This is a genomic window from Nocardioides sp., assembly GCF_031422975.1.
In the GTDB taxonomy this organism is placed as follows: Bacteria; Actinomycetota; Actinomycetes; order Propionibacteriales; family Nocardioidaceae; genus Nocardioides.
The window spans coordinates 1-15,824 of record NZ_JANPEO010000286.1 but is presented as its reverse complement, the minus strand read 5'-3'; the positions used below and the strand labels follow the sequence as shown (position 1 = coordinate 15,824).

Sequence of the window (15,824 nt, the reverse complement as noted above, 5' to 3'; positions counted from 1 at the left end):
GGGCCGCCTGGACGATCGCCGGGGTGGGGTCGACGGGCGTGCCGACCGACAGGTCGACGATCCCGTCGGGGTGTGCGCGGGCCCGCTCGGCGTACGACGCGAGGTGGTCCCAGGGGAAGTCCGGGAGCCGGGCCGAGACGGTCCCGACCGGACGGGCCGCGCTCACTCGTCGTGCGGCTGCGGCGGCAGGGCCTCGATCAGCGGGTGGTCCTTGTCGATCTCGCCCATCTTGGCGGCGCCACCGGGCGAGCCGAGGTCATCGAAGAAGTCCACATTTGCCTTGTAGTACTCCTTCCACTCCTCCGGGGTGTCGTCCTCGTAGAAGATCGCCTCGACCGGGCAGACCGGCTCGCAGGCACCGCAGTCGACGCACTCGTCGGGGTGGATGTAGAGCATCCGCTTGCCCTCGTAGATGCAGTCGACGGGGCACTCGTCGACGCAGGCCCGGTCCTTGAGGTCGACGCACGGCTGGGCGATGACGTAGGTCACCGGATCCTCCTGAGGGGCACGGGGTGGGACATGGTGAACCTTAGTATCCCGGCATGACCGATGCGCCGGAACCCCACCCCGTGGGCAGACACCAACTCGGACCCCGGGTCGTCGGCCGGCGCGTCGTGGTGCGCCACCTGCTGCCGGACGGGCGGGCCACCGACGTCCTCGGCACGTGCGTGTCCTGGGGCACCGAGGACCTGGTCGTGCAGCAGGACGGCGGTGGGCCGGTGACGATCCGCATCGCCGACGTGGTGACGGGCAAGCCGGTCCCGCCCCGGGCTTCGATCCGGCACCGCGTCGCGGCCCGCGACGTCGAGGTGCACGTCGCCTCCCTGTGGCCGGCCATGACCGCCGAGCCGCTCGGCACCTGGCTGCTGCGCGCCTGTCCCCCACTCGACGGCCGGTTGCGGAGGCGGGGCAACTCGGCGCTCGCCATGGCCGATCCGGGACTGCCGCTCTCCGATGCCGTGTCGACCGTACGCGCCTTCTACGCGGGTCTCGGCCAGGACCCGCTGATCCAGGTGGAGGCCGACTCCCCGCTCGAGGCCGCGCTGGCGCCGCTCGGCTTCACCCCGCTCGGCGACGGGGACGCGCACTGCCAGCTCGCGGCGGTCTCGCGGGCGCTGCGCTCATGTAACACGCTGTTAGGTGCTCTTCCACGTCGTAGCAACGACGCGGAAGAGCACCCGACAGCGTGTTACATCGAGGAGGGCCCTCACCACGTCGAGGTCAGCCGCGACGGGGGTACGGCGACGGGTCGGGCCGCCCTCGACGGCGACTGGCTCGGCCTGCACGGCCTCGTCGTCGACCCGTCACACCGGCGTCGGGGCCTCGCGACCCGCGTGATCGCCGATCTCCTCGACTGGGGCGCTTCGCGGGGCGCGTCGACCGCGTGGCTGCATGTGGAGACCGACAACCACGCCGGCCTGGCGACGTACGGACGACTCGGGTTCGTCACCCACCACACCAACCGCTACCTCATCGGCTGAAGAACAACCGCTCCGAGGCGGCCGTGACGCGCTGCCAGAGCAGGCGCTGGATCGTCAGCACCACGACGCCCGACAGGATCATCCCGCTCAGGTTGAGGCCGAGCTGGGCCAGCGATCCGGAGATCTCGGAGGGGGTCCAGGTGCCGAGGGCCAGGGCGAGATTGCCGGCCGCGGGGACGGTGGTCACGGAGATGAAGACACCGACCATCGCGTTGGCCTTGTCGGTCGACAGAGCGAGGACACCCGCAGCGCCAGCGATGAGCGCCACGATGAAGGACCAGCGGTCCGGGTGCCAGATGAAGGCGGTCTGCGGGCGCGGGCGCGAGACCATCTCCGAGGTCACCAGACCGGTGAGGTCGGCAGCGAAGGACAGCAGCGCCACGAACAGGATCGAGACAGCGAAGCTGAGCACCAGGAGTCGCAGGGCACGCAAGGTCAGCCCCCATCGCGAGAACAGGACCCCGGTGGCGACGGCCGCGACGGTGACGAACTCGGGCCCGACCACCATCGCGCCGATGACGAGCACCGCGGAGTCGGTGATGACCGCGATGGCGGCGAGCAGCGTGGCCAGTGCCAGGAAGACGTGGTAGGTGACCGTCGGTCGTGAGGCGGCGTAGGCCTGATCGATCACGCTGTCCCAGATGACCGCGTCGTCGGGGTCGCCCGGGGCGCGCTCCACCAGTCGCCGAGCCGCCGCGAACGGCCAGGCCGTCGGGGACGAGACGAGGATGCCGCCCGACTCACCGAGGCCGAGGTCCTTGAGGCGGGTGATCACGTCACCGGCCAGCTCCTTGGCCACGTCGCACTCGATCAGGTCGCCCTCGGGCACGAGCGACACTCCGCGCTGGACGGTCACGTTGGTGGCCCACTCGGCGTTGACCACGAGGTCGCACACGGCGTCACTGAGCGCTGTCGGCACGTTGAGGCGAAGGTGAACGAGCATGGCGGTCAGTGTGTCAGCCGAAATGGATTTCCCTCGCGAGCCGCCGGTGCCTAGTCTTCTCGCGAGAGCCGTGGAGCCTGACACCCTCCCTGCGTGCCAGCAGAGCGACTGCCCTCCGCGCGTCCGGCGACACCGACGAGAGGCCGGGTGTTCGTGCTCGGCAAAGGTGTGGTGGCACCGCGACCTTGCCCCCGCCCACACCTCCAGGGCCACGCCAACTGGAGGTCATCATGAGATCGCTCTGTTCATCGCTGCCCGCGGCCACGACCGGCGCCACCGTCACCCTCGAGGGCTGGGTGCACCGGCGCCGTGAGCTGGCCCGCATCACCTTCCTGGTCGTCCGCGACCGCAGCGGTCTGGCGCAGGTGGTGTTGCCCGCGGGCACGGCCGTGCCGCCGGAGGAGACCACGGTCCGCGTGGTGGGTACGGCGACCGCCAACCCGCAGGCACCGGGCGGCGTCGAGGTCACCGACGCCACCGTCGAGGCACTCACCGAGCCTGCGGTCACCCCGCCCGCCGAGCTGTGGCGCCCGAGCCTCGACGTCACCCTGCCGACGCTGCTCGACAACGCCCCCGTGCTGTGGCGGCACCCGGCGCAACGCGCCAGGTGGGAGCTGGCCGCCGCCTCGCTGCGCGGCTTCCGCGCGACGCTCGACGACCTGGGCTTCACCGAGATCGCGACGCCGAAGTTCGTCGAGTCGGCCACCGAGTCGGGCTCATCGGTGTTCGCGGTGGACTACTTCGGGCGCCCGGCCTACCTCGCGCAGAGCCCGCAGTTCTACAAGCAGCAGATGGTCGGCGTCTTCGAGCGGGTCTACGAGGTCGGGCCGGTCTTCCGCGCCGAGCCGCACGACACGGTGCGGCACCTCGCCGAATACCGCTCACTCGACGTGGAGCTCGGCTTCATCCGCGACCACCGCGACGTGCTCGAACTGCTCCGCGACGTGCTCGCCGGCATGGTCGCAGCAGTGCACGGGCTCGCCGGTGGCGCGATCGAGCGCTCCGCTGCCGTCATCCCCGTCGTGCCCGAGGAGATCCCGGTCATCCACTTCGCCGACGCGCTGGCGCTCGTGGGAGCGCCCGCCGACGAGCCCGACCTCGCGCCCGAGCACGAGCGCGCGTTGGGCGCCTGGGCCCTCGCCGAGCACGGGTCGGACTTCCTCGCCGTCGAGGGCTACCCGATGCGCAAGCGGCCGTTCTACACCCACCCGCAGCCGAGCGACCCGCAGTGGTCGAACAGCTTCGACCTGCTGTTCCGGGGGCTGGAGCTCGTCACCGGGGGCCAGCGACTTCACCGGCCGAGCGACTACGACGAGGCGATCCAGGCGCGCGGCGAGGACCCGGCCGGCTATGCGGCGTACCTCCAGGCGTTCGTCCACGGCATGCCGCCGCACGGCGGCTTCGCGATCGGGCTCGAGCGCTGGGTGGGCCGGCTCGTCGAGGCGGCCAACATCCGCGAGGTCACGCTGTTTCCGCGCGACCTGCACCGCCTGACGCCCTAGCTGCGATGGTCCAGCCCGACATCCCCAGGGATATCCATGGGCGCGATGGCTCGATTTTCCGTCGACAGGCAACCATCCCGCCCATGGATATCGGGCCGGGGCAGATGCTGTCAGCTGACGTTGTCCTCGGCGTCCGGGTTGGTGCAGATCACCGTGTCGCTCGGTGTGTAGGAGGTGTGGAAGTTCTCCGCGGGGCGCGTCTCGGTGTTCGCGCCGGCGGGCTCGAAGTAGCGCTTGACGTCGATGTCGAAGCCGCCGTAGCCCTCGTTGGCGTGACACTGCACGGTGTCGATCTTGCGCACCTTCGCCTTGGTGACGTTGTAGCGGGCGGATTCCGAGGTGGTGACGTTCCAGAACTTGGTGGAGTACATCGAGACCGTGACCACACCGCTGGTGGACACCGTGGCCGGGGTGACGTTGGCGCTGATCAGCACGCCGTACGGGGTGTCGTTGCGGAACTGGAGGTCGACCGAGCCCCAGGCGACGGTCGCCTCACGGCCGATCGGGTAGCGGTCGATGTAGAACGAGTGCGGCTTGTGCTCGACGTCCTCGAGCCCGGCGAAGAACATCGCGTTGAAGGTCGTGGTCGCCATCTGCGAGACGCCGCCGCCGAGATCGGTCACCAGGATTCCGTCCTGGATGATGTAGCCCTCGGTGAAGCCGTTCGCCCGGGTCCGCTCGCCGACGGTGCCGTTGAGACTGAACGTCTCCCCCGGCGCGAGCATCGTGCCGTTCACCAGCTCGGCCGCCCGCCCGATGTTGGTGTTGCGGTATTCGGCGTACGGGAAGTAGGTCGTGAAGGTCGAGACGCGTTCCTTGATCTGAAGCGCGCGGGCGTCCTTGGTCGTGAAGTCCGGCTGCGCGACCTTCGCGTCCACGCTCAGCGTTCGCGACCCCTCGGGCGCCGCGACGAGCGCGAGGAAGCCGGCGTCGATCTGCGTCTGGTCGTAGGTGACCCCCGGCTTGGCCGGGGTGACCTTGGGGGTGCCACCGACCAGCGTGACGGTGGCGTCGACGGGGGCGCCGTCGGCCACCACGTTGGCGGAGACCACCTCGGCCAGCGTGGCGGCGTCGAGCTGGGGCACGAGCTTGCCCTCGACCGGCGCCAGGCTCAGCGCCGGCGTGAAGTCCTTGGGGTAGAGCTTGATGCTCGCCTTGTCGAAGGTCAGCGTCACCGAGCCGGACACGGCCGGGTTGGCGAACGTCCGACGGGCCTCGTCGAGGTCGGCCGCGTCGATCTCTGGCTGGGCCTGCACCATCTCCAGCTCGGGCGTCTCGGCGTCCTCGGAGAGGTACGCCGCAACGAGGGCGTCCCGAGTCGACGCCGGGTCGAGCGCGCGGCCGATGCGCGGCTTGACCGTGGTGAGGGATCCCCCGTCGAACCCGAGGGCCCCTTCGCGGGGCGCTGCGCCGTACTGCTCGTCGAGGGTCGCCAGCGTCGCCGCGAACGCGGTGTCCTCGACGGTCACCTCGGCCTCGAAGTCCTCGCCGCCGGTGAAGTAGTTCCACAGGCGCACCGGGTCCCACGTGCTCGCGCCGCCGGCCTCGGCCACGGACGCGGCGTAGTCGACGGCGAGGCCGGCCGAGCTCGGGTCGACGCTGACCAGGGAGCCGCCGATGGTGGCCTCGATCGGACCGGAGACCCGCTCAGCCAGGCCGGCCTGCAGGCGCTGGGCCGCCTCCGCCTGCGGGTGGCCGCCGATGCTCACCCCGGAGACGGTGGTGCCGCGCGCGACCTTGTCGGCAGCGGCGTAGTGGGCTGCCACGTAGGCGCCCCCGACCAGCAGGCCGAGGCCCAGCAGCAACCACGCGACGACGCGCCCGCCGGACTTGTCGGGGGCAACGTCATCGTTTCGAGAGAGGATCGACACGCCCCGATCCTAGGTTCACCCTGCCGAAACGACCGGATCGTCGCCGTCGCCGCGTCGGCGCGAGACCGGCCTCGGCACGGTTGCGAGGGAGGTCAGGAACAGCATGAACGAGCCGCCGAGCAGGACGTAGCCGGCCGTGGTGGCGGGCACGAGGTAGTCGCCCTCGGCTCGCGGCAGCGCGGCACGACCGATCGCGCCGAACCAGCCCAGCATGAAGGCGAAGCGCCACCCCGGGGGCAGCGCCAGCGTCGTCAGCGCCGCCACCCCGAGACCGAGCAGCAGTCCCCACCACGACTCGTGGACCAGGGCCGCCGACATCCCGCTTCCGGCGCCGACGGCCAGCAGCGCGAGCACCCCGAGCAGACGGAGGAGCACCGTCGGCTCAGAGGCCGGCGAAGAGGTCGGTCTCGTAGCCGTGCTCGCCCACCGGACCGCGCTCGCCCCGGACCAGGACGTAGTACTCCTCGCCCCAGAACGCGTGCCCCGACTCGGCGCCGGCGAAGAACGGTCCGTCCGGGTCGACCTGGGTGCGGTGCAGCTTGAGCGCGCCCATCTTCGTGTGCACGAAGTCCGTACCGTCCACGCTGGCCGAGATCAGCTCGTCGGGGGTGACGAACGGCCCCATCTCGCCGTCGGGATCCATGCCCTCGAAGGTCGTGGTGTCGCCCGCCTCGCGCATCTGGCGCAGGCTCTCGCGCATCTTCGACTCACTCATCGCGCACCAGTAGATCTTCGCGATGTCGTGGGGTTCGCCGAGCTGCAGCTTGTAGGTCGGGGCGCCGGCCAGCACTGCGGCGTACATCGCGACCCGGTGTGCCTGGATGTGGTCGGGGTGGCCGTAGCCGCCGAACTCGTTGTAGGTCACCAGCACCTGGGGACGGACGTCGCGGATCTCCTTGACCAGCTCGTCGGCGGCGTCGGTGAGGTCGGCGTTCCAGAAGGCGTTGTCGGGGACGAACTCCCCCGCGATGGCGTGCCCGTCCTCGTGCCAGGCCATGCCCGAGTCGTGGAAGCGGCCGAAACCACCGAGCCAGCGATGGTCGGTGACACCGAGCGCAGCCATCGCGTCAGCGATCTCGGCCTTGCGGCGCTCGCCGAGACCGCCGTCCTTGTCGTAGGCCAGGTGCCCCAGGTCGGGGACGAGCACTTCGCCCATCTCGCCCGCGGTGCACGTGACGACGGTGACGCCCCGGCCCTCGGCGACGTACTTGGCCATGGTCGCGCCGTTGTTGATGGTCTCGTCGTCGGGATGGGCGTGCACGAAGAGGGAACGCTGTTCGGCAGTCATGCCGCCAGCCTAGGCGGGGCGCTCCGAGTGCCGAGGGCGACGCCGACGACGGCCACGACCAGGCCGACAAGCTCCAGGGGGCCGAGGGTCTCGCCGAGGACCAGCCACGCCAGCACCGCCGTCACGGGCGGTGAGAGGAAGAACAGGCTGGACCCGGCTCCCGCACCCCCGCGGCGGACGAGCGCTCCGAGCAGCAGGAGGCCGACGATCGAGTTGATGATCGCCAAGAAGACGACCGCCACGCCGCCGCGGACGGGATCGGTGACGGCGTGCGTGCCCTCCAGGGCCAGGGCGAGTACGGCGAGGGGTGGCGCGGACACCGAGAACTGGATCGCCGCGGACCAGATCGGGTCCGGACCGTGCCCGATCCACCGTTGGCCGAGGGTGCCGAGGCTGAGCGTGATCGCGCTGAAGACCGCGAGCCCGATCGCCACCGGGCCACCGGCCGCCTCGACGTCGGGGCCGAGCACGATCAACACCCCGGTGACGCCGATCACGAGCCCGAACAGCTGACGCCGCGACAGCGCCTCCTTGAGGAAGACCGCCGCCAGGACCGCGGTGAGGACCGGGGTCAGGGCATGCAGCAAGGAGGCCAGCGTGGCGCCCAGGCCGGCATCGAAGGCGAGGTACATCGCGCCGAACTGGACGGCGTTCATCACGATCCCGGTCAACGCGATCCGACCGGCCGTCCCCCGGTCGATCCGGAGCGGTCCTCGCAGCAGCCGGGCGAGCAGCAGCGCGAGCGTGGCCGCCACGCCGAACCGCAAGGCCAGCAGGGTGAACGGAGCGACGTACTGCACGCCGTACGGGCCGGAGATGTAGCCCGACGACCACACCAGCACGAACGCTGCGGCGGGGACCAGCGGAAGGGGTCCGACCGGGCGGGCGCGGACGTCAGTCAAGGGGCTTCTTGATCCGCTTCGGAGCAGTCGGCAAGACGAGCGGCGGCAGGCTGGGGGCGTCCGTCTGGGTGTCCAGCCAGCCGTCGTACTCGTCGACCATCAGCTCCACCATGAACACGGGCGCATCCGTCACCACGGCCCACGGGTGGCCCTCGTCGTCGTCCTCGCCGGACAGTCGCTCCCGCTCGGGGGTCGCCTCGAAGCCACCGGCGACCAGGCGGCGGACGACCTGGCGCGCGTCGCCCTCCTCGAAGAAGATCGCTCTCACGGGGCCATCCTCTCGCGGAGCGCTGGGAGGAAGGGGCGGTCGGGGTCGAGCCAGTCCACGTCGTCGAGATCGTCAGCGGTGACCCAGCGGATCAGGTCGTGCTCGGTCGGCGTCGGCTCGCCCTGCGTGAGTACGCCGCAGGCGACCCGCAGCTCGTGCCGGTCACCGATCACGGCCAGGCCCGGCAGCCAGCCGGTGACCTCGATCCGGCACCCGAGCTCCTCGGCGATCTCACGCACGAGGGCCGCCTCGGGCGCCTCCCCCGGCTCGACCTTGCCGCCGGGGAACTCCCATCGCCCGGCAGCCTCGACCGGCGCGGTCCGGCGGGCGGCGAGGACGGCGCCGTCGCGGACGATCGCGGCCCCCACGACGAGGGTGCGCGGGTCGGGGGTCACGTCGACGACCCTAATGGGGATCGACCCGCCGACACCGGCCGACCGTTGGCGGGCGGCTGACTAGGTTGGGCGCATGCTTCCCGACGGCGATCGCGCGCCAGGCGACGGCCCCCCACCCCAGCCCGTGGAGGAGCCCTACGTCCAGGGCGTGCACCTCCAGCGGACCGACGAGAACGTCCGCGAGATCGCCGCGCTCGCCGCGGTCCTGGGTGAGCCGGTCGGGCTGGACGGACTGCTCGGGGACCTGAAGTACCGGGCCCGGCGGAGTCGGATCCCCGCGCGACTCCTCGGCCGCGCCGTGAGCGACGCCTACACGTGGGACTCCTACGACCAGCGCGACGAGCGCTGGTACCCGCAGGGCATCTCCACCAGCGCCGACGCGAGCGACACCGAGGACATCGACGGCCGCAAGCTGCTCGTCACGACGTGGTACTCCTCCGGCAAGGACGGCGTGAAGCGCGGCTCCCGCGTCACCTTCCTCGACCTCGAGACCCTGAAGTACCGCCACGTCCTGCTCGTGAACCCGGTCTTCGACGACGAGGGCACCCTCAAGCTCCGGCCCATGAACATCCACGCCGGCGGGATCGTCTGGGCCGGTCCCTACCTCCACATCGCGGCGACCAGGCGCGGATTCGTCACGGCCCGGGTCGACGACATCATGCGAGTCGCCGAGGAGGACTCCCACCCGGACGAGTTGGGCGTCGACGGGCAGCGCGTGTCGTCGTACGGCCATCGCTATGTCCTGCCGGTCCGCTTCACCTACAAGGCGTTCACCGACGACGGACACCAGCAGCTGCGCTACTCGTTCGTCTCCATGGACCGCCGCTCGGACCCGCCGGCGCTGATCGCCGGCGAGTACAACCCGGGTACGGCGCCGAACCGACTCGCGCGCTACCCGCTCGATCCCACCACCTGGCAGCTCGCCACCGGCGACGACGGGTTCTCCCGGCCGCTCGAGGTCGACGAGGGCGGCGTCGTGCGGATGCAGGGTGCCGCGCTGGCCGCGGGCCGCTATCACGTGACCGTCTCGCACGGGCCGTGGATGCCGGGCTCGATCTATGCCGGCTCGTCCGGTCACCTCAGGCCGAAGCGCTTCGCTCTGCCGATGGGACCCGAGGACCTCGCCTACTGGCCCTCCACGGACCGGCTGTGGTCACTGACCGAGCACCCGCGTCGTCGATGGATCGTGTCGATGAAGCGCTCGGCCTTCGACTGACCCTGCCGCTGCGGACGGGCGGGGCTGGCGCTGGGGGCGGCCCTAGCGCGGCTGGCGGGCAAGCTGCCGACTCTGCGCCACGAGGCGGTCAGCGGAGTCCCAGACCTCGCAGTCCTCCTCGAACATCCCGCCCGCGATGTTGCGGGTGTGGTGCGAGACGCGCAGCCAGCCCGGCGCCGGCTTGGCCCGCACGTGCGCGGTGAGCTCGAGCGTCGGCGCCCAGCCGGGCATGCCGAGGTCGAAGGTCACCGGGGGCAGCGCGTCAACCACCATCAGCAGCGCGACCGGGTCGGGGTCGCGCTCCCCGTTGAGGCGGAACCACGCCTGCAGCAGGCCATTGCCGTCGGGCTTGCCGACCGCCCAGCCGATGCAGTCCGGGTCGAAACGCATGTCGAAGCGGTCCATCAGCGGCGCGAACTTGCGCACCTCGGGCGGCGCCATCGTGTTGGGCACGCACTGCTCGAGCGGCGCCATGGCGGGCGGGGTCGCGGTGGTGCGGACGTCGTCGGGCAGGCGGCCGAGGTCGCCGTACGTCGCCAGCACGGTGATGCGCGTGTCGCCGCCCTGCACCAGGTCGGCCGCGAGGGTGGCGACGCTGCCGCCGTCGCGCAGGACCCGCGTCGACACCGTCGCCGGGCCTGGCACCGAGGCCGAGAGGTAGTGGGCGCTGACGGCGAAGGGGTCCGGCTTGCCGGGTGCCACCTGGCTGAGGGCGTTGCCGATGGTGGCCAACAGGTAGCCGCCGTTGATGCCTCCACCCACGAGCCAGCCCTCGGACAGGTCGGCCGAGTAGTCGCTGTCGCCGCTGCGCGTGACCGCGATGTGGTCGTCCCACTCGATGTCTGTCATGGCGCGAGCCTAGGAGCCGCAGGGGTGCTCGGCCGCAGCCCCCTGCCTGGCCGTCCCTCCGCATGTAACACGCTGTTCGGTGCACTACCGCGCTGTTGCTACGACGTGGGAGTGCACCGAACAGCGTGTTACAAGGGGGCACAGCCCGAAACGTGACACGGCGGTTCGCTCAGGCGGCGCGCAGGGCGGAGAAGCCCTTCACCATGCGCCGCAGCGGGGTGTCGCGGGTGACCGTGAGCTGGCCGCCGTCGCGCTCGAGGCCGAAGTGGGCGAGCAGGTCCTGGCGACCCTCGCGCTCGGCCATCAGCAGGATCGCCTCGCGGTCGTACTCGCCGGCGAGCTCGGTCGCGAGCGAGAGGTGGCCTGCGTCGAGGGCCGTGTTGAGGGCGGCGACGTAGGTGGAGTGGAGAGCGTTGAGCTCATCGATCAGGCGGGTTTCATTTGTCATGTCTCCAGTGTGCGCGCTGAATTGGATCGTTCCAAGACCGCGGGACTGTGATCCTGTGCACGCCGAGCGTCAGGTCGTACGCCGTCGCGTGCTGCGGCCGGTAGAGCACATGTCCGGCACCGGGGACGTGCAGCGATACGCCTCGACCGAACCCATGGCTGCGGGCGGGACCGATCGACACCGTCGCAAACTGAGACAGGCAGGTCGACGCGACGCACGGAGGATGAGAACCCGGCGTTTGCCAACGCGTCGTTGGCAGGGCTTCAACAGGAGCGATTCAATGACAGATGCGGCAGTGATTCCGGGTGCCGAGAGCACCTTCCGTCTGATGTATCGCAGTCGCAACCTGATCCCCCCGGATCGGGTGAAGAAGGAACTCGGCACCCTCTTCGGTGCGGCGCGGTCCAACAACAAGTCGCAGCACATCACCGGTGCCCTCCTACTGGATGGCGAGCACTACGTGCAGGTCCTCGAGGGGGACGAGGTGCCGGTGCGAGCGCTGTACGAGCACATCACCAAGGACCCGCGGCACGACTCGGTCGCGTTGATCGAAGCCGGGCCCGTGGACGGGCGGGTGTTCTCGCGCTGGTCGATGGCTCAGGTCGGCGAGGGCGACGAGGCAGACATCCCCCTGATCGCGCACACGGACGGCATCTCCCCCGCCGCCGGCCGACGCACCACTCCTGAGCAGGAGGCGGTGCTGGACGTCATGCGGGCCGCAGCTGCCACTGCCTCGTCGGCGTAGCGCTCCGCCCGCTCGACCTCTGAGCCCGCCCCGCGCCAGGCTGGTGGGAGGACGGCTGGTCGACAATGGCAGGACCAGGAAGCTGCACGCTTGACGCTGCCGGGTCGGTCCCTGACACGGTTGCGCCGGGGAGAACGTCCCGAGACGAGGGTTCTTGGGTCCAGGCTCACGGCGCCCCGCAGTGTCCCTCCGGGGCGGGTGCCCGCCGCCAATGACGTCGCAATTTCCCTGATCGGGACCTTGTGCCAGGTGCCGGCGCGGAGCGAGGCTAGGGGGAACCGAGACGCGGCCCGGCGTTGACGGCAGTACGCGGAAAGTGAGGGACCCCCGATGTCCGCTTCCCTGAGGAGATCCGTGCTGGGAGTTGTCCTGGCAGCCCTGCTTGCAATGGCCTGGGCGATGCCGCCTGCCACCGCCCACCACGCGGATCGGGCGATCGTTCTGCCAGGAGCCACCGGCACCGAAGGAGTCGCACGACTCAACGGATCGACATTCCTCGCCGGGGATCTGCTGACTGGCGACATCTTCCGAGGCAAGATCAACGAGGGGGTCGCTGCCAAGTTCATCGACGCGCCCGACGGCAGGTTCGCCGCCGGCATGAAGGCGGACAGCTCCGACAACTTGCTTTTCGTGTCCGGCGGTCCCACGGGGCAGGGCTACGTCTACAGCACCCGGACCGGCGCTGCGGTGAGGTCGTACCAGTTCCAGGCTCCGCCCACACCGACCTTCATCAACGATGTCGCACTCACCAAGGACGGTGCATGGTTCACCGACTCCGCCCAGGCGCTTCTCTACTTCGTCCCAGTGGTCGATGGGGTGCCGTCCAGCGGCTTCGTGACCCTGAGGCTGAGTGGCCCCGCCGCTGACCTGAGCGGCGCGTTCAACAACAACGGCATCGAGGCGGTCAGGGGTGGCGCGATGCTCATCGTCGCCCACTCCGGCAACGGCGTGCTCAACCTGGTCGACGCCGCGACCGGCGCCAGCACCACGATCGCGGGCGTACGCGTCCCGAACGTCGACGGGATCCTGATCAAGGGCGGCCGCGAGTTGTCCGCGGTGCAGAATGCGAACAACCAGATCAGCGTGTGGAAGCTGACGACCGACTTCCTCGCCGGGGAGCAGAGGAAGATCATCACCAGCCCCCTGTTCCAGTTCCCCACGACGGCGGCCCGCTTCGGCGGCCGACTCGCGGTCGCGAATGCGAAGTTCGACACCGGCTTCCCGCCGTCCGCGAGACAGTTCGAGGTCATCGTCGTACGTCGCTGACACGGTCGCCCTCAAGGGCCGGGAACTGCGGCCCACCCCATTGAGGCACCCAGGGCGCACGCCCACAGCGGGTTCGACGGCGCTGCCAACGCCGACACGTTCGAGCGCGATCCGAGCCGTGCGACGTCATTGCCCATTCCTGCGCTTGACTCCTCCTTACATGGCCCGTAGTTTTCCTAACAGTTAATTAACTGATAGGAAAACTATGACCTCGATTCTGGCGTTGGCGGCCAAGGAGGATCGGCTCGACGAGACTTTCGCGGCACTGGCCAACTCGACGCGGCGAGCGATCTTGGCACGTCTCACGGAAGGCGAGGCGAACGTCACCCAACTCGCCGAACCCTTCAAGCTCTCACTCCCGGCCATCTCCAAGCACCTCAAGGTGCTCGAACGTGCGGGGCTGATCGTGCGAGGTCAACGTGCGCAGTACCGACCCTGCACCCTTGACGCGACACCACTCGAGGAGATCTCGACCTGGGCCGAGCAGTATCGACCCATCTGGGAGGCCCGCTTCGACCGGATGGACACCTACCTCCAGCAACTACAACGGCAACGAAAGATGGGCTGTGACGATGAGCGATGACAACGGCGGCCAGCACCTGGTGATCGAGCGGACTTTTGAGGCGCCGCCGGATCTGATCTGGAAGATGTGGACAGACCCGGAACACTTCGCAGCGTGGTACGGCCCAGGCTCGGGCACGGGCCCCGGGGGCGCGATTGATTTGCGCGTGGGGGGCAACCGGCTGCTGTGCCGGGGGGTGTCGACGCCTGAAGGCACGATTCAGATGTGGTTCACCGGCACGTATCTCGAGGTCATCGAGAACCAGCGCCTCGTCTACACCGACTCAATGTCGGACGAGCACGGCAACGTGAGGTCACCGGCACAGATGGGCATGCCCGAAGGTCACCCGACCACGACCGAAGTCAGCGTTGAGATCGAAGAGGTCACCGGAGGCACCAAGATGGTGTTGACACACGTCGGCATTCCCGCCGAGTCCCCCGGTGCAGCCGGATGGACGATGGCACTCGACAAGCTCGCGGCCCGCCTTGATGAGGCACAGCGTTCCTAGTGGCCTGATCGCCGAGCCGGCAAACCGTTGGCTGCTGCCTCGGCGCTGCGCTTTCTCAGCGAGCAGCGAGCAGTGATTCGAGCAGTTGCCGAAATATTCGCAGCTGGGCCCGCATCGGCTCAGGTGAGCCCAGGGAGCGACACAGCAGATACCCGCCCTCGAACGTGGCGAAGAGGTGGTCTGCCAGCTCGTGGGCATCGGGGACATCGGGGATGCTCTCGACTCGGGCGGCGAGCGCCGGCGCGAGGAGTGCAGCCACCTCGTCGCGCCAGGTGACGATTGCTCGCAGCACGGCTTCGCGCACCGGTCCCTCCAGCAGGTCGCGCTCGGAGAGCGCCGCGATGTAGAGGCAGGCCGAATCCTTGTGTACGAGCTGGTCGGCCCAGCGCTCGAAGTGGCGCGCGAAGGCCAGTGCCCGCTCCACGGGGTCGGTCACGGTCTCGACTGCGGCGAGGCCTGCTCGGAGCTGCCCGAGGTCGGCCTCGACGTAGCGCTCCATGAGGACGGCCGTGAGCTCTCGTTTGGAGTCGAAGTGGTGGAAGAAGGCGCCCTTGGAGGTGTGAGCCGCAGCGAGGATCTGATCCACCGACGTGCCCGCGACGCCGTTGCGCTCCATCAGGCACTCCGCAGCGTCGAGGATCCGAGTGCGGGTGGCGGTTCCGTCGCGGGGCATGGCGTCAGTTGTAGCAGACCGATCAGTCTGGTAGAAACAGACCAGTCAGTCTGTTTCCGGATAGGAGATCCTCCATGAGTGTTGCCCCCCTGCTGGCCGACGGTCCGTTCGTCACTGACGGCGGGCTCGAGACCGACCTGCTGTTCCACCACGGCTTCGATCTGCCGGAATTCGCTGCCTTCCCGCTGCTCGAGGACCGGGCCGGCCGTGCCGCCCTCGACGCCTACTACGACCAGTACGCCGCGATCGCTCGTGCCGCCGGACAGGGTCTCCTCCTCGAGACCCCCACCTGGCGGGCCAATCCGGACTGGGCGGAGAAGATCGGTTACGACCGCGGCGCGCTCGACCGGGCCAACCGAGAGGCCGTGAACCTGGTTCGTCGTGCGCAGGAGCGCGCTGGTGTGGACCGCTCGCTGGTCGTCGGCATCCATGGACCTCGCGGCGACGGGTACGTGGCCGGGGCGCCTGCGGACCCCGACCAGGCAGCCGAGTACCACGCCGTGCAGGCCCGGTCCTTCGCCGACGAGGGGGTGGACCTCGTGCATGCCATGACCATGACGACCACCGAGGAGGCCACTGGAGTGGTTCTCGCTGCGCGGTCAGCGGGTCTGCCTGTCGCTGTGTCTTTCACGGTGGAAACCGATGGCCGGCTACCAGACGGGACGCCGCTACGGACGGCGGTGGAACGCGTGGACGGCCTGGCCGCACCCGACTGGTTCGGCATCAACTGTGCTCACCCCACCCACATCGCACCGGCCTTCGACGGCGGCGCCTGGCAGGAGCGGGTGGGTGGCATCCGGCCGAACGCCTCGACGCTCACGCACGATGAGCTCGACGTCATGGAGGACCTCGACGAGGGCGATCTCGAGCTGCTGATCGACTCCTTCAACCGGCTGCGGTCCCACCT

Annotated in this window: 19 protein-coding genes and 1 pseudogene; 8 read left to right on the top strand and 12 right to left on the bottom strand. The window is 69.8% G+C overall.

Annotated features, from left to right (window positions below; all coding sequences use genetic code 11):
• Together RMO85_RS08595 and fdxA are read right to left on the bottom strand one after the other, a co-directional pair.
• Positions 1 to 166, bottom strand: a pseudogene (locus tag RMO85_RS08595) (succinyldiaminopimelate transaminase); the annotation flags it as partial.
• The gene (gene fdxA / locus RMO85_RS08590; protein ID WP_310528311.1) at positions 163 to 489 is read right to left on the bottom strand and encodes a ferredoxin; all 327 of its coding nucleotides are present in this window, start codon (positions 487 to 489) and stop codon (positions 163 to 165) included. The gene fdxA and the pseudogene RMO85_RS08595, both read right to left, overlap by 4 nt.
• 53 nt (positions 490 to 542) lie before the next feature.
• On the opposite strand from fdxA, the gene RMO85_RS08585 reads away from it, so the two are divergent.
• Entirely contained in the window at positions 543 to 1,481 is a 939-nt protein-coding gene (locus tag RMO85_RS08585) for a GNAT family N-acetyltransferase (protein WP_310528310.1), read from the top strand.
• On the opposite strand, the gene RMO85_RS08580 is transcribed toward RMO85_RS08585, so the two are convergent.
• Positions 1,471 to 2,424: a DUF389 domain-containing protein gene (locus RMO85_RS08580; RefSeq protein WP_310528309.1), complete on the bottom strand. Its 954-nt coding sequence runs from the start codon at positions 2,422 to 2,424 to the stop codon at positions 1,471 to 1,473. The genes RMO85_RS08585 and RMO85_RS08580 overlap by 11 nt on opposite strands.
• Positions 2,425 to 2,654: 230 nt before the next feature.
• Between RMO85_RS08580 and aspS the strand changes: the two genes are divergently transcribed.
• Positions 2,655 to 3,926 carry an aspartate--tRNA(Asn) ligase gene (gene aspS / locus RMO85_RS08575; RefSeq protein WP_310528308.1) on the top strand — a complete coding sequence of 424 codons (1,272 nt, stop codon included), beginning with the start codon at positions 2,655 to 2,657 and terminating at the stop codon, positions 3,924 to 3,926.
• Between the two features lie 110 nt (positions 3,927 to 4,036).
• Here aspS and RMO85_RS08570 read toward each other — a convergent pair whose 3' ends face one another.
• The 6 genes from RMO85_RS08570 to RMO85_RS08545 are packed head-to-tail and all read right to left on the bottom strand — an operon-like array spanning position 4,037 to position 8,650.
• A complete protein-coding gene (locus RMO85_RS08570; protein ID WP_310528307.1) occupies positions 4,037 to 5,797 on the bottom strand; it encodes a VanW family protein in 1,761 nt (586 codons plus the stop codon).
• Between the two features lie 15 nt (positions 5,798 to 5,812).
• Complete coding sequence (locus tag RMO85_RS08565) at positions 5,813 to 6,172, bottom strand: hypothetical protein (protein ID WP_310528306.1); 360 nt, start codon at positions 6,170 to 6,172, stop codon at positions 5,813 to 5,815.
• A 7-nt stretch (positions 6,173 to 6,179) separates the two neighbouring features.
• Positions 6,180 to 7,085, bottom strand: a complete 906-nt coding sequence (gene mshB / locus RMO85_RS08560; protein ID WP_310528305.1) for an N-acetyl-1-D-myo-inositol-2-amino-2-deoxy-alpha-D-glucopyranoside deacetylase — start codon at positions 7,083 to 7,085, stop codon at positions 6,180 to 6,182.
• Complete coding sequence (locus RMO85_RS08555) at positions 7,082 to 7,987, bottom strand: DMT family transporter (RefSeq protein ID WP_310528304.1); 906 nt, start codon at positions 7,985 to 7,987, stop codon at positions 7,082 to 7,084. Before RMO85_RS08555 ends, mshB begins: the two co-directional genes overlap by 4 nt.
• On the bottom strand, positions 7,980 to 8,255 hold the full coding sequence (locus tag RMO85_RS08550; RefSeq protein WP_310528303.1) for a hypothetical protein: 276 nt from the start codon (positions 8,253 to 8,255) through the stop codon (positions 7,980 to 7,982). Before RMO85_RS08550 ends, RMO85_RS08555 begins: the two co-directional genes overlap by 8 nt.
• Positions 8,252 to 8,650 carry an NUDIX domain-containing protein gene (locus RMO85_RS08545; RefSeq protein ID WP_310528302.1) on the bottom strand — a complete coding sequence of 133 codons (399 nt, stop codon included), beginning with the start codon at positions 8,648 to 8,650 and terminating at the stop codon, positions 8,252 to 8,254. The genes RMO85_RS08550 and RMO85_RS08545 overlap by 4 nt, the downstream gene beginning before the upstream one ends.
• Before the next feature lie 73 nt (positions 8,651 to 8,723).
• Between RMO85_RS08545 and RMO85_RS08540 the strand changes: the two genes are divergently transcribed.
• Positions 8,724 to 9,866 (top strand): hypothetical protein, encoded by a 1,143-nt coding sequence (locus tag RMO85_RS08540; protein WP_310528301.1) that lies wholly within the window; start codon positions 8,724 to 8,726, stop codon positions 9,864 to 9,866.
• Between the two features lie 42 nt (positions 9,867 to 9,908).
• Here RMO85_RS08540 and RMO85_RS08535 read toward each other — a convergent pair whose 3' ends face one another.
• Positions 9,909 to 10,715, bottom strand: a complete 807-nt coding sequence (locus RMO85_RS08535) for a thioesterase family protein (RefSeq protein WP_310528300.1) — start codon at positions 10,713 to 10,715, stop codon at positions 9,909 to 9,911.
• A 169-nt stretch (positions 10,716 to 10,884) separates the two neighbouring features.
• Positions 10,885 to 11,163: a hypothetical protein gene (locus tag RMO85_RS08530; RefSeq protein WP_310528299.1), complete on the bottom strand. Its 279-nt coding sequence runs from the start codon at positions 11,161 to 11,163 to the stop codon at positions 10,885 to 10,887.
• A 280-nt stretch (positions 11,164 to 11,443) separates the two neighbouring features.
• Between RMO85_RS08530 and RMO85_RS08525 the strand changes: the two genes are divergently transcribed.
• The 4 genes from RMO85_RS08525 (at position 11,444) to RMO85_RS08510 (ending at position 14,244) form a co-directional block, all read left to right on the top strand.
• Positions 11,444 to 11,908, top strand: coding sequence for a BLUF domain-containing protein (locus tag RMO85_RS08525; protein WP_310528298.1), 465 nt, complete (start codon positions 11,444 to 11,446; stop codon positions 11,906 to 11,908).
• A 330-nt stretch (positions 11,909 to 12,238) separates the two neighbouring features.
• Positions 12,239 to 13,174, top strand: coding sequence for a hypothetical protein (locus tag RMO85_RS08520; RefSeq protein ID WP_310528297.1), 936 nt, complete (start codon positions 12,239 to 12,241; stop codon positions 13,172 to 13,174).
• 205 nt (positions 13,175 to 13,379) lie between these two features.
• Positions 13,380 to 13,757, top strand: a complete 378-nt coding sequence (locus RMO85_RS08515) for a metalloregulator ArsR/SmtB family transcription factor (protein WP_310528296.1) — start codon at positions 13,380 to 13,382, stop codon at positions 13,755 to 13,757.
• Positions 13,747 to 14,244, top strand: coding sequence for an SRPBCC domain-containing protein (locus RMO85_RS08510; protein ID WP_310528295.1), 498 nt, complete (start codon positions 13,747 to 13,749; stop codon positions 14,242 to 14,244). The genes RMO85_RS08515 and RMO85_RS08510 overlap by 11 nt, the downstream gene beginning before the upstream one ends.
• A 55-nt stretch (positions 14,245 to 14,299) precedes the next feature.
• Here RMO85_RS08510 and RMO85_RS08505 read toward each other — a convergent pair whose 3' ends face one another.
• On the bottom strand, positions 14,300 to 14,917 hold the full coding sequence (locus RMO85_RS08505; protein ID WP_310528294.1) for a TetR/AcrR family transcriptional regulator: 618 nt from the start codon (positions 14,915 to 14,917) through the stop codon (positions 14,300 to 14,302).
• Between the two features lie 74 nt (positions 14,918 to 14,991).
• Here RMO85_RS08505 and RMO85_RS08500 point away from each other — a divergent pair.
• Positions 14,992 to 15,824, top strand: an 833-nt coding sequence (locus RMO85_RS08500) for a homocysteine S-methyltransferase family protein (RefSeq protein WP_310528293.1), incomplete at its 3' end; no start/stop codon positions are given.